Genomic DNA, 12909 nt, shown 5'->3' on the forward strand with positions numbered 1-12909 from the left:
GCAGAGGTGTAAGACACTTGGAGTTTCAAAGAAAAGACAAATACAGCATGGACGATTTGCTGGAAATCATGAAGATCCTGCGCGCCCCCGGCGGGTGTCCATGGGACCGCGAGCAGACGCATCAAAGCATCCGCAACTGTTTCATTGAGGAGACCTATGAGGCGGTCGAGGCCATCGATACCGAAGACCCTGTCCTGTTGCAGGAGGAGCTTGGCGACGTCCTGTTGCAGGTGCTTTTCCACTCGGAAATCGAAGAGGAAGAGGGCCGGTTTGACTTCTCCGACGTGGTGGACGGGGAAGCGAAAAAGATGGTGGAACGCCATCCGCACGTGTTTGGTTCCGTAACGGTGGACGGCACAGAGGATGTGCTCACCAATTGGGACGCGATCAAGAAGAAGACAAAGGCGCAAAAGACGCAGACCGAAGTACTGCAAAGCGTCAGCAAGGCATTGCCGGCGTTGATGCGCAGCCAGAAAGTGCAGCAGAAGGCGGCGAAGGTCGGTTTTGATTGGCCGGATGTCTCTGGAGCGCTGGATAAGGTCGAGGAAGAAACCGCTGAACTGCGCGAGGCAATCCGCGCAGAGGGCGAGGACGCCTGCGCCGAGGAGCTGGGGGACCTGCTCTTCTCGGTCGTCAATGTGGCCCGCTTCCTTCACGTCAGCGCAGAACAATCCCTCAGTGAGGCCTGCGAAAAATTTATCCGCCGTTTCCAGAAGGTGGAAGAATTGGCGAATGCGCGCGGGGTCGATATGCAGTCCGCGGGCATCGATGCATTAGACAAGCTTTGGGAAGAAGCAAAGAAATCTCAAGCTTGATCCGCAGAATACTGAAATAATTCACAGCTTTTCAATCATACTATGGTTGAAGGAAGGCTGTTGAATAATAAAAAAACACGGAGGTACATCTCATGAATAAGACAGAATTGATTACCGCTGTTGCGGAAAAAACCGGTATGTCTAAGAAAGACGCGGACAGCGCCGTAAATGCGGTTCTTGATACGATCATCGAAGCAGTCGCCTGTGAGGAAAAAGTACAGATTGTTGGATTCGGCACCTTTGAGGTACGCGCACGCAGCGAGCGCCAGGGCCGCGATCCGCGGACCAATTCCCCGATCACGATTCCGGCTTCCAAGGTGCCGGCGTTTAAGGCGGGCAAGGCATTTAAAGATGCCATGGTCAAATAAGTTTGTTCCGTATTCGGGTATCAAGGGCTGCAAGGCTCGGGGCAAATCGCCCTGGAGCGTTGCGCCCTTTTTCTTTTAAAACACATGGCGCTCTGTGATGGCGCCTGGGAAAAGGAGTTTTTAAATGAGACTGGATAAATATTTAAAAGTTTCGCGGATTATTAAGCGCCGCACCGTAGCGAACGAAGCTTGCGATGCTGGGCGCGTGCTGGTGAACGGTAAGGTGGCACGCGCCTCCTACGACGTAAAGCAAGGGGACGTATTGGAGCTGCAGCTCGGTTCGCGCAACATCAAGGCGGAGGTTGTTTCCGTCAACGAGTACGCCCGCAAGGAAGAGGCGGGGGAGATGTACCGCGTCCTCTCCGACGAGCCGGCTGCGCCGCGCGCCTGACGCTTTGTTCCGCATATGCCCGCTTCCCTGCGCATAGAAATAGACAAAAGAAATGCAATGGGAGGGATCGGCATGACGGAGGAAAAGAAGATCGTGGGGAAGACGCCCCACAGCGTCATTTTGGAAAACCGGAAAGCCTTCACGGCGACGGGGGTTTCCAATGTGGACAGCTTCGACGAGCAAACCATCGTGGCCTATACGGACCTTGGGGAGCTTGTGGTCAAGGGGAAAAATTTGCATATCAATAAATTAAACGTGGAGACGGGCGAGCTTACGCTGGATGGAGAGATTTCTTCGCTCTCTTATGCAGAGCCCCAGGCCACCGGAGGCGGAATTTTTGCCAAGCTGTTCAAATAGGGAGTGAATCCTCGTGGAAATTTCGCTTGCGGTACAGATGCAGGGGTTCATCCTCGCAACGGTGGCCGGTTTTGCATTGGCAATCCTCTACGACGCGTTGAAGATGGTGCGGACGATGATCCGGAGCACGCCCTCCCATGTCTTTTGGATGGATTTGGCGTTTATGGCGGTTGCGGGGATCGTCACCTTCCTGTTGGCGTTGGCCGCCTCCTATGGGGAGGTGCGGTTTTATCTGCTCGCCGGGGAGGGCATCGGCTTTTGCCTGTATTTCATGACCTTTGGGCTCATCAGCAGCCGGGTTGTTCGATTCGTCCGGAAGATTTTGGACTTCTGCCTCTTCCGTCCATTGAAGTGCATTTTCCATGCTTTGGCGCGCTGGATTCGGAGGAAAGTGCAATGGATTGAAGGAAAAGTAAAAAAATCCTATGCAAAGCGGAAAAAGCGCTTGAAACCCCGCAGGAAGATAGTGTATAATGATGCTAACAAATCCAATAGAAAGAAAAACAAGCGGCAAAAAGGCCGAAAGGGAGGGCGGAACCAGAATTATGAAAGTCATCAAACGAAAAAAACAGCGGGGAAGCCTACTCCTTAAATTAGCCATTTTTGCCTTTGCCGCCTATATTGTCTTTGCATTGGTCAATCAGCAGGTGCAGATCAATGAAAAAAGCCAGGAGTTGGCCGATCTGCAGGAGCAGGTTGAAACCCAGAAGATCAAAAACGAGGACATGAAACATGCGCTGAATGCCGATGAGGAGGAAACCAAGGAGTACATCGAGCGGGTGGCTCGCGAGGACTTGGACTATGCCAAACCGGGTGAGCGTGTGTTTGTGAATATCGCCGGAGACTGAACCCCGGTTGGTTTAGCGCGAAAGGCTCTATTTTAAGGAGGAAAACACTTACATATGCAGCTTGAGGTAGGAGCAGTACTGGAAGGGAAAGTTACAGGGATTACGAAATTTGGCGCGTTTGTGGAATTGCCCGGCGGAAAGACCGGCATGGTTCATATTTCTGAGATTGCGCCCACTTTCGTCAAGGAGATCCGCGATTACGTCACGGAAAATCAGATGGTTAAGGTGAAAATCCTGAACATCAGCGAAGAAGGAAAGGTGAGCCTTTCCATGAAGAGGGCTGTTCCACCCCCGCCCAAGAGCGCTCCTGCGCCACGTCCCGGCCGCCCGGGAAATTACGAGTGGCAGAGCCGGAAAAACGAGCCGACAAGCTTTGAGGACATGATGTCCCGCTTCAAGCAGGCGAGCGACGAAAAGATGTCCGACCTGAAGCGCACCATGGAAGCCAAACGCGGCGGCTTTTCCAGGCACGGCGGCTATGGCCAATCCAAATAAAGGCATTGTTTTAGCGGAGTGCATGCACTCCGCTTTTTTGTAGAATATACAAATTCGGAAATAGGTTCAGGCGGCCGCGGTCGCCTGTTCGTGATAAGGAGGAAAGTTCCATGCTGATCATCCATGCACATTTGCACACAATGGCAGGCGCGGATATAGCGGACGGTTACCTTCGCACAGAGGGGAACCAGATTGCAGAATTGGGCGGCATGCCCGTGGAGCCAAAACCGGGGGAAGAGGTGATTGACGCGCAGGGCGCGGGGCTGTATCCAGGGTTTGTGGACGCGCATACCCATCTGGGCATGTGGGAAGACGGCCTCACCTTTGAGGGGGACGACGGCAACGAAGAGACCGACCCTGTCACGCCGCAGCTGCGGGCAATCGACGCCATCAACCCGGTGGACCGCTGTTTCCAGGAGGCGTTGCATGCCGGCGTCACCACGGTGGTAACCGGTCCCGGCAGCGCCAACGCCATAGGGGGGCAGATGGCTGCGGTCAAGACCTATGGAAGCTGCATCGACCACATGATTGTCAAAGCGCCGTTTGCCATCAAAATGGCGCTGGGGGAAAACCCCAAGAGCGTCTATCACGGAAAGAACCAGGCCCCTTCGACCCGGATGTCCACTGCGGCGCTGATCCGGGAACAGCTTTACAAGGCCAAGCGCTACCAGGAGGAGATGGAGCGGGCGGAAAAAGACGAGGACTTCGATATGCCGGAATTCGACATGAAGTGTGAAGCTCTGCTCCCTGCGCTCCGGAGGGAAATTCAAGTGCATTTTCATGCGCATCGTGCCGATGACATTTTCACAGCGGTGCGCATTGCAAAGGAGTTCCAGCTCGACTATGTGGTCGTGCATGGGACGGAGGCGCATTTGATTGCCGGCGGGCTTGTGGAAACCGGGACGCGCGTGCTCTCCGGCCCTTTCCTCTGCGACCGGAGCAAGCCGGAGCTGCGCAACCAAACGCCGGCTACGCCGGGAATTCTCTCCGGCGCGGGGGTTCCAACTGCGATTATCACGGACCATCCGGTCATTCCGATTCAATATTTGCCGGTCTGCGCGGGCTTGGCGGTGCGCGAGGGCATGGATTACGAAGAGGCCCTGCGGGCCATCACGATCAATCCGGCAAAAATTTGTGGGCTTGACCACCGTCTGGGTTCCCTGGAGGTGGGCAAGGATGCGGATCTGGTGCTCTTTGACCAGGACCCGTTGACCATTGCGGCAAAGCCGAAGATGGTCATTGCGGGCGGGAAATTGGTGTAATCGGGAGGAGAAAGGAACATGAGAGAGATCAAAGCAGCACAGATTACGGCCACGGTCCGGCAGCTCTGCATTGAGGCCAACCGCGTGTTGCCGCAGGACCTGGAGGCATGCATCCGTTGCGCGGCGGAAAAAGAGACGTCTTCGCTGGGGAAGGCCATCCTCAGCGACCTGTGCGGCAATATGGACGCAGCGCGCGAACTGCAAATCCCCGTTTGCCAGGATACCGGCATGGCGGTGATCTTTGCGGAAATCGGCCAGGAGGTCCACATCCAAGGGAATTTCGAACAAGCGGTCAACGAGGGCGTACGGCAGGGCTACGTGGAGGGCTTGCTGCGCTGCTCCGTGGTAGCGGACCCGATCCGGCGCGGCAACACGGGGGACAACACCCCGGCGGTTTTGCACACGCGCTTGGTGGAAGGGGACAAGCTGACCCTAATGGTCGCGCCCAAGGGATTTGGCAGCGAAAATATGAGCCGCATAAAGATGTTCACCCCTTCCGCTTCGCTGGACGACATTGTCGGCTTTGTGGTGGAGACGGCGCGCATCGCAGGGAGCAATCCCTGCCCGCCGATGGTGCTCGGCGTGGGAATCGGCGGCGACTTTGAAAAGTGCGCGCTGTTGGCGAAGATGGCCCTGTGCCGTCCTGTTTCGGAACCCAACCAGGACCCGTTTTATGCAGAGCTCGAGCAGCGGATGCTGGACGAGGTCAATGCCCTGGGGGTTGGCCCGCAGGGGTTTGGTGGGGATACAACCGCCCTGTGCGTCCATATCGAACCGTTTCCGACCCATATTGCCGGACTTCCGGTGGCGGTCAACGTCGGTTGCCATGTCACTCGTCATAAAATGATAACAATTTAGTCATGAAATGCTTCCATTTTTTTAGATAATATGATATATTATAAATAGAGAAAGGTCCCGAGGCAGACGGGGGGAAGGGAATCCCTCCCTTACACGGATGCATTCGGCGCCTGGATCGCTCCAAAGCATCAAAATGGAAGCACGCGCTGTTCCGGTGTTGCTCCGGCCGGAACGCCTATGACAGGAAGACCCTTCGGTGCGTCCTTGCAGCGGCGGCCCGCGGGCGGCGTCAGCGGCGCGAATTGAAGAAGGAGATGTTACTATGAAGATTACCATTACCGGAAGAAAGGTCAATTTGAGGGATAATTTTAAAGAGCTTGCCAAGAAAAAGCTGTCCCGCTTCGATCGGATCTTTGATGAGGATGCCGATGCCAATGTGGTGGTAACCCTGGAGAAAAACCGTCAGACGGTTGAAATAACAATCAAACAGCGCGGTATGATCTATCGTGCGGAGTCCACGGCCTTGGAAATGAACGACGCGCTCGATCAGGTGATGAGCGCGTTGGGAAGACAGATCCGGAAGAATAAGACCAAGCTGGCCAAAAAGGTGCATTCCGGCGCCATCGACCAGTATCTCATCGATTTCCCGGAGGAAGAGCCGGCAGCAGAGGAAATGGAAGCCGAACCGGAGTACCGCGTTGTGCGCACCAAGCATTTCTTTGTAAAACCGCTCAGTGTGGATGAGGCAATCTTGCAGATGAATATGCTGGACCACCAGTTCTTCATGTTCCGCAACGAAAGCAGTGGGGAAATCAATGTGGTGTATCGCCGTAAGAATGGCGACTACGGTTTGTTGGAACCGGACGCAGAATAATTTGCTCCTTCGGCTGGGCCTAGGGCAAACCAACAGCCGGTAAAGAAGGATTGAAAACAGACGAACGTAATGGTTAATAATTAGGTTGCGACAAAAAATGGGCAGGAAACCTCATGGTTTCTTGCCCATTTTTGCTTTACTTATTTATCATCTACAAACTCAATATTGACATCGCCGTTATTGCTGGACACAGTCAGCGCTTTTTCCCCGCCATCTTTTTTGTCCGGCAGATTGCTTTCCCCTTTTTTTATTTCGGACTGGATCGAAAAATCATCATAACTTCCTACAATCGCGCCGGAAATATCTCCATTTTTAACGTTTAGGGTCAGAGCGCTACCCACATCTAAATTTCCAAAGGAAATATTCCCTCCGTTGGAGGAAATATTGATACTTCCGGTTACAGCCAGTGCAGGGAGGGATATATCCTCGTTTGTTGTAGATAGTGCCAGGGTGTCTAAAAGTGCATCCGGGATCTGCAGCGATATTTTCCGATTTTCAGCGGAGGGCTTCCCTCCGATATAATCCGTCCATTCTTTATCGCTTGCGCTGGCCATCGTCAATACATTATCGTCAGAAACGGAAATATCGTAGTACTCTTTACTATTTTCGTAATATTGAATATGGACTTGTTCGTCCTCGGACAACGACACTTCGATTTCTCGGTCCTGCACATCAAGATGGATTTCATGGATCGGCGTATCCGGCGTATAGCTTTTTTCCTCAAACGGTTCGCTGCTGTTCGAGCAACCCGCCAAAACAAAACAGCCCAACAGAAGGCACAATGCAAGTGAAATCATTTTTTTCATAGTAGTTCCTCCATCAGTTTATAGATCAAATTTACAATTTTAATGCATAGTAGTATTCGCCATGCTCCATTTTCCCCGTGAACTGGAAACCAAAAGAAAGGGATAGATTTTTCGCGTTTCCGTTTGTGCTATTTATGATGAAAACGACTCTTTTAACGCCTTGAATTTTTAGGCCTTTCAAGATATGCTCGAAGGCTTTTTCCTCAAGCCCTCTCTGTTGGAATCGATCATCTATCATAAAACGGTAGATGGTTGCCGTATCAGCTTGATTTTCTGCACGCTGGTACATGAAAAAGCCAATTAGCACATGGTTGTGATAGATTGCATGGGGGTGCATTCCTGGGGAATATTTTGCTTCCGCGATAGAAATTGCGTTGCAACAGGAACATCTCCCTATTGCCAGACCAATGCCATCTTGGCTTTTTGTCAATTTGCACACATCCAATATATTTTGTGCGTCAACTGCTTTGATCCGAATCATGGCGCTCCCTCTTGTCTATAGAGTTTTTCTTTTTAAGACCACAAGCCCTCCGAGCGATAAAGCGGTGCTTAGTAACAGACAAATACAAATGTGCAGGGCTGCATTGCTGTTAAACATGATTATCTGGAAAAATCCAGCCAGGATAGCGCGTAATGGTGCAATCGGCGTAAAAATACAAATAATTGCAATTAATACCGCGTCCGTTAGCCACCCATACCAATGCGTCTGCATGGACAATAGCATATGAAGAAAAACCATAACGAGCAGCAAAAAGAACATTTGCTGCAATCCCGCAACGATCATCCCATTTTCTGTCCATTGACACACGTCCATCATATTAATAACGGTTTGTGCGGGATATATGGGGTCAATCAACCGATGGATGACTGTATTGACCAGGGAAATACAAAACGCTAGGATCCCATAGCTGATGAGACAACCGAGATAGTAATCTTTTTTGCTCGCTCCCAAATGCATGAGCTTTTTGAAAGCATAAAAGACAAAAAAGAACTATGAAAGTAAATTGCAGAGGCAACAAAAGTTCAATAGCTCCTTTGTCAAAGATTATCCAGAGCGTGTTATTTTGCTTTCAGATACTTTAGAAGTTCCAACGCTTGACAATCTTTGGAATTATCTCAGCCATTTCTACGACAAAGTTACGCCTGCCTTAAAAGAGCAGTTTTCCTTTGAGGATTTAGCTGGCATATACAGGGAAAACGGAATGACAAGGCTCTTTGCTGTCTGTATGGATTATGTGAATATAGACGGCATAAAGGTGCTTCCAAAAGGGAAATACCTATGCGCGAACTGCACAGAAGAAAATCGAGAGCAAACGCTGCGCAAATTGATTCACATAGCCCAAACAGAATATGGCGTAGAGCCACGGTTTACGGTACAACTCATCGTTGTATCGGGAATTTTACAATGGAATTATGAAGCGCAGGTTTATGTTGATAGATAATATACATGAAAGCAGGTATGGGATTATCCCGCCGCCCTTTTATATGTTTATCAAGGGCAAACGCAACAAAAGCCACCTTTCAGGTGGGATGTCGAGTGCGGGAACGTAAAGGGCTTGGGGGTGTTCCAGCACCGGGCCCCTGGAGGCAGTCCCAGCTTGTTGCTGGAATTTTGTCAAAGAACGACGGCGTCCGTTTCTTTCTGCGCAGGACAATAAGCGGCTGTGGACAAGAGTATGGCGGACTTGTGAATAATGCGTGAAATGCAAAGGAAATGCTTTACATTGCGGAATGCATATTGTAAAATAATAGAAGCTGTTACACAATCTACAAAATATATAATAGGAGTTGTTTCATTTGCAACCGAAATATAAGCGGGTCCTTTTAAAGTTGAGCGGGGAGTCCCTTGCGGGAAACGAGACGCATGGCATTGATTTTGAGACGGTTTTGCGCATCTGCCGCCCGATTAAAGAATGCGTGGACATGGGCGTTCAGATTGCCATTGTCGTAGGCGGAGGCAATTTCTGGCGCGGCCGCAGTAGCGGACAGATGGACCGCACCCGTGCAGACCACATGGGCATGCTGGCAACTACCATCAATGCGCTCGGCGTAGCGGATGCGTTGGAACAGTTGGGGCTGACGGTGCGTGTGCAGACCGCCATTTCCATGCAGCAGATCGCAGAGCCCTATATTCGGAACCGCGCCGTGCGGCATTTGGAAAAAGGCCGTGTCGTAGTGTTCGGATGTGGAACGGGCAACCCCTTCTTCTCCACCGATACAGCGGCCTCTTTGCGTGCTGCCGAGATCGATGCGGACATTATCCTCAAGGCCACGATGGTGGACGGCGTTTATGATAGCGACCCGAAGAAAAATCCGAACGCCGTGAAGTACGATACCCTTTCGTTTATGGATGTATTGAATCAAAACTTGCAGGTGATGGACAGTACCGCTGCTACCATGTGCAAGGATAACAACATTCCGATCCTGGTGTTCAGCATTGACCAGCCGGAAAATATCAAAAAAGCCATTTGCGGGGAACCGATTGGCACCATTGTAAAGGAGGAAGAACAGTGAAAGAAGTATTGAAAAACGCGGAAGAGCGTATGGAAAAGAGCGCAGCAAATTTGGAGCACACCTATGCGGGTGTCCGTGTGGGCCGGGCAAATCCGGCTGTGCTGGATAAGGTAAAAGTGGATTATTACGGGGCGCCCACCGCGATCAACCAGCTGGCAGCGGTGTCTGTGGCAGAGGCGCGCGTGTTGGTGATCCAGCCGTGGGATGCGTCGGTGTGCCGTGCGATTGAAAAGGCGATTCAGGCGTCCGACATCGGCATCAACCCGCAGAGCGACGGCAAGGTGATCCGGATGACCTTCCCGCAGTTGACCGAGGAGCGCCGCAAGGAGCTTGTCAAAGAGGTCAGCAAGATGGCGGAGGAGACGAAGATCACGGTGCGTTCCATCCGCCGCGATGCCATTGAGAAGCTGAAGGCGATGGAAAAGAAAGCGGAGATCAGCGAGGATGACCTGAAGAAGGGCGAGAAGAAGACGCAGGATCTCACAGATAAGTATTGCAAAGAGATCGATTCCATCTTTGAAAAGAAACAAAAAGAAATCATGGAGATCTAATGCTCCTGCATATTCATGAATAGAGATGGGACGAATACGATGAAAGATGCGAGCGGAATTCGAAAAGCAGAGCTTCTTCCACGCCATGTGGGGATTATCATGGACGGAAATGGCCGCTGGGCCAAAAAGCGCGGTTTGCCGCGTTCGGCGGGGCATGTGGCCGGGGCCTCCAATTTCCGGACGATTACAAAATATTGCAGTCAGATTGGCATCCCCTATTTGACGGTGTATGCGTTTTCCACAGAGAACTGGAAACGGCCGCAGGAGGAAGTCAAGGCCTTGATGCGCCTTTTCAAGCAGTATCTGGAGGAGGCGCTCCGGGACTTTACGGAGGAAAATATCCGCACGCGTTTCATCGGGGACGTTTCTGTATTCGACCCGGTTTTGCGCGGCTTGATTGAACGGGTAGAGGAATCCAGCAAGAATAAAACCGGCATGGTGCTCAATATCGCCATGAATTACGGCGGGCGCGCAGAGCTCGCACATGCGGTGCGCCGGTTGGCGCAAGAGGTGAAATCCGGCGCAATCCAGCCGGATGAAATCGACGAAGACGCAATTTCCCGCTATCTCTATACCGCGGGGCAGCCAGACCCGGATCTCATCATCCGCCCCAGCGGGGAAAACCGTACTTCTAATTTTTTGCTATGGCAATCTGCTTACAGCGAATATGTGATTATGGACATCTTATGGCCGGACTTCACCACGCAGGATTTGGATCGCGCCTTGGATGAATTTGCCAAACGAAATCGGCGCTTTGGAGGGATATAATTGAAATCGAGAGTGGTTTCTGGAGCGGCATTGGTTGTTTTTTTGCTGGCGATTGTACTCTTTAATCAGATGTTTCCCTTAGCGCTCAATCTGGCGATTGCCCTCATCTCTGTGATGGGCGTCGTAGAAATTATTTCTGCCCTAGGTATGTCCAAAAATTATATTTTATTGATCCCCAGTGTCGTTTTTGCCGCTGTGCTGCCACTGCTTCAGGGCACGTGGCAGCAGGCGGCCTATTACATTTATACGGTCGTCATTTTTAGTGCGTTAATTTTTTACCATCAATTGTTCACCTTCCGGGAGATCGGCGTTGTATACAGCATGTCGCTTTTGATTCCAACTGCTTTGCAGACCTTGGTTGGCCTGCGGGAGTCGGGCGGCGGGCATGGGATGTTCTATGTGATTATCGCGATCTTCTCCGCCTGGATTGCGGATGCCGGGGCGTTTTTTGCAGGAAGCTTCTGGGGGAAACGGAAACTATGCCCACAGATCAGCCCGAAAAAAACGGTGGAGGGTTTGATCGGCGGGTTTGTCTTAAACGTCGTGGCCATGCTGGTGTTTGGCTATGTCTTCCAGGCGCTGTTTTATTCGTACGAGGTCGATGTCTCCTATCTATCGCTGTTGGTGATCGGCTTTGTGGGGGCGGGGCTCTCGGTTATTGGCGACCTGGCGTTTTCGCTGATTAAACGAAGCTGCCATATCAAGGATTTTAGCGAAATCATCCCGGGCCATGGTGGGATTCTGGACCGCTTTGACAGCGTGATTTTTGTAGCGCCATTTGTTTATTTTTTGGTACAGTTTTTGCCTATCGTGATATAAAACGAGAGAACGGTTCATAATACTTCATAGAGGGGCCGGCCGGTGCGATTTTCGCAGATGGCCCGCCCCTCGCCCTGAAAGGGGATTTTTTATGAAACAGATGCTTTCCATATTGGGTTCTACAGGTTCCATTGGCACACAGACCCTCGACGTTGCACGCCGCTTGGGGATGCGTGTCTGTGCGCTTGCAGCAAACCGCAATGTGGCGATGCTTGAAAATCAAATCAGAGAATGGAAACCGCAACTTGTTGCGGTTTTTGACTTAGATGCGGCGAAAAAACTCCGTATCGCAGTTGCAGATACCCCGGTCCGCGTGGTGCAGGGGATGGAGGGGCTTTGTGAAGCTGCCTCGATCGCCTGTGCGGATGTAGTCTGCAATTCCGTGGTGGGGATGGTCGGCCTGCGCCCAACCCTGGCGGCAATCGCTGCGAAAAAGGATGTGGCATTGGCGAATAAAGAGACCCTTGTGGCGGGCGGCGCGCTGGTGATGAAGGCGGCGCGCGAAGCGGGCGTCCATATCCTGCCCGTGGACAGCGAGCATTCCGCCATCTTTCAGTGCTTGCAGGGATGCCCGGAGAAAAAGGCGCTGGGACGGCTCATTTTGACCGCTTCCGGAGGGCCGTTTTTTGGCAAAACGCGGGAGGAGCTCGTGTCCGTCACGCCGGAGCAGGCACTCAAGCACCCCAATTGGAATATGGGGGCGAAGGTGACCATTGACTCCGCCACCCTGATGAACAAGGGCTTGGAAATTACAGAGGCCTTCTGGCTGTTTGATGTCGCCCCGGAGCAGATCGATGTGGTTGTACATCGGGAAAGCATCGTCCACTCGATGGTCGAATACGCCGACCACTCCGTCCTGGCGCAGCTCGGCGTGCCGGATATGCGCATCCCCATTCAATATGCGCTTACATGGCCGCAGCGTTTCCCCTCCCCGGTGGAACCGCTCGACTTTATCAAGTGCGGCGCCCTGCATTTCTCGCAGCCGGATGAGGAAACCTTCCTGTGCTTGCGCGCTTGTAAGCGTGCTTTGTTGCGTGGAGGCTTGGCTTCCACGGCGGCAAACGGCGCAAATGAGGAGGCAGTCCGGCTGTTTTTGGACCGCAAGATTTCTTTCCTGCAGATCGGGGAATTGGTCATGCAGGCGATGGAGCATCAACCGGATGCGGAGATTGCATCCGTTGAGGATATATTGAACGCCGATCAAGCGGCGCGCGCGTTTGTGCGCCAGAAGGCGAAGGTTTGA

Annotated in this window: 19 protein-coding genes; 16 read left to right on the plus strand and 3 right to left on the minus strand. The window is 52.1% G+C overall.

Annotated elements, in window-relative coordinates; genetic code table 11:
* The first annotated feature begins 17 nt into the window (after nucleotides 1–17).
* The 10 genes from mazG (at nucleotide 18) to hpf (ending at nucleotide 6208) form a co-directional block, all read left to right on the plus strand.
* Nucleotides 18–815, plus strand: coding sequence for a nucleoside triphosphate pyrophosphohydrolase (gene mazG / locus I2G69_RS08610; protein ID WP_087229366.1), 798 nt, complete (start codon nucleotides 18–20; stop codon nucleotides 813–815).
* Between the two features lie 92 nt (nucleotides 816–907).
* Nucleotides 908–1183, plus strand: coding sequence for an HU family DNA-binding protein (locus tag I2G69_RS08615; protein ID WP_087229363.1), 276 nt, complete (start codon nucleotides 908–910; stop codon nucleotides 1181–1183).
* Nucleotides 1184–1307: 124 nt separating this feature from the next.
* Nucleotides 1308–1574, plus strand: a complete 267-nt coding sequence (locus I2G69_RS08620) for an RNA-binding S4 domain-containing protein (RefSeq protein ID WP_087229360.1) — start codon at nucleotides 1308–1310, stop codon at nucleotides 1572–1574.
* Nucleotides 1575–1646: 72 nt separating this feature from the next.
* On the plus strand, nucleotides 1647–1931 hold the full coding sequence (gene yabP / locus I2G69_RS08625; protein WP_087229357.1) for a sporulation protein YabP: 285 nt from the start codon (nucleotides 1647–1649) through the stop codon (nucleotides 1929–1931).
* A gap of 13 nt (nucleotides 1932–1944) precedes the next feature.
* Complete coding sequence (gene yabQ, locus I2G69_RS08630) at nucleotides 1945–2523, plus strand: spore cortex biosynthesis protein YabQ (protein WP_191405958.1); 579 nt, start codon at nucleotides 1945–1947, stop codon at nucleotides 2521–2523.
* Complete coding sequence (locus I2G69_RS08635; protein ID WP_087229351.1) at nucleotides 2477–2779, plus strand: FtsB family cell division protein; 303 nt, start codon at nucleotides 2477–2479, stop codon at nucleotides 2777–2779. The genes yabQ and I2G69_RS08635 overlap by 47 nt, the downstream gene beginning before the upstream one ends.
* A 54-nt stretch (nucleotides 2780–2833) precedes the next feature.
* Nucleotides 2834–3274 carry a S1 RNA-binding domain-containing protein gene (locus I2G69_RS08640; RefSeq protein ID WP_087229348.1) on the plus strand — a complete coding sequence of 147 codons (441 nt, stop codon included), beginning with the start codon at nucleotides 2834–2836 and terminating at the stop codon, nucleotides 3272–3274.
* 110 nt (nucleotides 3275–3384) lie between these two features.
* A complete protein-coding gene (locus I2G69_RS08645; protein WP_191362512.1) occupies nucleotides 3385–4536 on the plus strand; it encodes an amidohydrolase in 1152 nt (383 codons plus the stop codon).
* An 18-nt stretch (nucleotides 4537–4554) separates the two neighbouring features.
* Nucleotides 4555–5394: a fumarate hydratase gene (locus I2G69_RS08650; protein ID WP_191405957.1), complete on the plus strand. Its 840-nt coding sequence runs from the start codon at nucleotides 4555–4557 to the stop codon at nucleotides 5392–5394.
* A gap of 262 nt (nucleotides 5395–5656) precedes the next feature.
* Complete coding sequence (hpf, locus tag I2G69_RS08655; protein ID WP_087229339.1) at nucleotides 5657–6208, plus strand: ribosome hibernation-promoting factor, HPF/YfiA family; 552 nt, start codon at nucleotides 5657–5659, stop codon at nucleotides 6206–6208.
* Nucleotides 6209–6348: 140 nt separating this feature from the next.
* On the opposite strand, the gene I2G69_RS08660 is transcribed toward hpf, so the two are convergent.
* From I2G69_RS08660 to I2G69_RS08670, 3 genes are all read right to left on the minus strand, one after another.
* Entirely contained in the window at nucleotides 6349–7014 is a 666-nt protein-coding gene (locus tag I2G69_RS08660; RefSeq protein ID WP_191405956.1) for a DUF4097 family beta strand repeat-containing protein, read from the minus strand.
* A gap of 31 nt (nucleotides 7015–7045) precedes the next feature.
* The gene (locus I2G69_RS08665; protein ID WP_191362510.1) at nucleotides 7046–7495 is read right to left on the minus strand and encodes a GNAT family N-acetyltransferase; all 450 of its coding nucleotides are present in this window, start codon (nucleotides 7493–7495) and stop codon (nucleotides 7046–7048) included.
* A 109-nt stretch (nucleotides 7496–7604) separates the two neighbouring features.
* Nucleotides 7605–7814: a hypothetical protein gene (locus tag I2G69_RS08670; protein ID WP_191405955.1), complete on the minus strand. Its 210-nt coding sequence runs from the start codon at nucleotides 7812–7814 to the stop codon at nucleotides 7605–7607.
* Nucleotides 7815–8018: 204 nt separating this feature from the next.
* Between I2G69_RS08670 and I2G69_RS08675 the strand changes: the two genes are divergently transcribed.
* The 6 genes from I2G69_RS08675 to dxr all read left to right on the plus strand — a co-directional run bounded on the left by I2G69_RS08675 (nucleotide 8019) and on the right by dxr (nucleotide 12909).
* Entirely contained in the window at nucleotides 8019–8456 is a 438-nt protein-coding gene (locus I2G69_RS08675; protein ID WP_195560645.1) for a hypothetical protein, read from the plus strand.
* A gap of 355 nt (nucleotides 8457–8811) precedes the next feature.
* The gene (gene pyrH, locus I2G69_RS08680) at nucleotides 8812–9528 is read left to right on the plus strand and encodes a UMP kinase (protein ID WP_087229323.1); all 717 of its coding nucleotides are present in this window, start codon (nucleotides 8812–8814) and stop codon (nucleotides 9526–9528) included.
* Nucleotides 9525–10079: a ribosome recycling factor gene (gene frr, locus I2G69_RS08685; protein WP_087229320.1), complete on the plus strand. Its 555-nt coding sequence runs from the start codon at nucleotides 9525–9527 to the stop codon at nucleotides 10077–10079. The genes pyrH and frr overlap by 4 nt, the downstream gene beginning before the upstream one ends.
* 39 nt (nucleotides 10080–10118) lie before the next feature.
* On the plus strand, nucleotides 10119–10847 hold the full coding sequence (locus tag I2G69_RS08690) for an isoprenyl transferase (protein ID WP_087229317.1): 729 nt from the start codon (nucleotides 10119–10121) through the stop codon (nucleotides 10845–10847).
* The gene (locus tag I2G69_RS08695; RefSeq protein WP_087229314.1) at nucleotides 10848–11666 is read left to right on the plus strand and encodes a phosphatidate cytidylyltransferase; all 819 of its coding nucleotides are present in this window, start codon (nucleotides 10848–10850) and stop codon (nucleotides 11664–11666) included. It begins immediately after the preceding gene.
* Nucleotides 11667–11757: 91 nt separating this feature from the next.
* Nucleotides 11758–12909, plus strand: coding sequence for a 1-deoxy-D-xylulose-5-phosphate reductoisomerase (dxr, locus tag I2G69_RS08700; protein WP_191405424.1), 1152 nt, complete (start codon nucleotides 11758–11760; stop codon nucleotides 12907–12909).

The organism is Anaeromassilibacillus sp. D41t1_190614_C2 (genome assembly GCF_015558525.1).
Lineage (GTDB): Bacteria > Bacillota > Clostridia > Oscillospirales > Acutalibacteraceae > Anaeromassilibacillus > Anaeromassilibacillus stercoravium.

Bases quoted from the DNA above. Each gene is read 5' to 3' on its own strand.
- I2G69_RS08615 (WP_087229363.1), top strand. From the start codon at position 908: ATGAATAAGACAGAATTGATTACCGCTGTTGCGGAAAAAACCGGTATG.
- I2G69_RS08620 (WP_087229360.1), top strand. From the start codon at position 1,308: ATGAGACTGGATAAATATTTAAAAGTTTCGCGGATTATTAAGCGCCGC.
- yabP (WP_087229357.1), top strand. From the start codon at position 1,647: ATGACGGAGGAAAAGAAGATCGTGGGGAAGACGCCCCACAGCGTCATT.
- I2G69_RS08635 (WP_087229351.1), top strand. From the start codon at position 2,477: ATGAAAGTCATCAAACGAAAAAAACAGCGGGGAAGCCTACTCCTTAAA.
- I2G69_RS08640 (WP_087229348.1), top strand. From the start codon at position 2,834: ATGCAGCTTGAGGTAGGAGCAGTACTGGAAGGGAAAGTTACAGGGATT.
- I2G69_RS08645 (WP_191362512.1), top strand. From the start codon at position 3,385: ATGCTGATCATCCATGCACATTTGCACACAATGGCAGGCGCGGATATA.
- I2G69_RS08650 (WP_191405957.1), top strand. From the start codon at position 4,555: ATGAGAGAGATCAAAGCAGCACAGATTACGGCCACGGTCCGGCAGCTC.
- hpf (WP_087229339.1), top strand. From the start codon at position 5,657: ATGAAGATTACCATTACCGGAAGAAAGGTCAATTTGAGGGATAATTTT.
- I2G69_RS08660 (WP_191405956.1), bottom strand. From the start codon at position 7,014: ATGAAAAAAATGATTTCACTTGCATTGTGCCTTCTGTTGGGCTGTTTT.
- I2G69_RS08665 (WP_191362510.1), bottom strand. From the start codon at position 7,495: ATGATTCGGATCAAAGCAGTTGACGCACAAAATATATTGGATGTGTGC.
- I2G69_RS08670 (WP_191405955.1), bottom strand. From the start codon at position 7,814: ATGGACAGAAAATGGGATGATCGTTGCGGGATTGCAGCAAATGTTCTT.
- I2G69_RS08690 (WP_087229317.1), top strand. From the start codon at position 10,119: ATGAAAGATGCGAGCGGAATTCGAAAAGCAGAGCTTCTTCCACGCCAT.
- dxr (WP_191405424.1), top strand. From the start codon at position 11,758: ATGAAACAGATGCTTTCCATATTGGGTTCTACAGGTTCCATTGGCACA.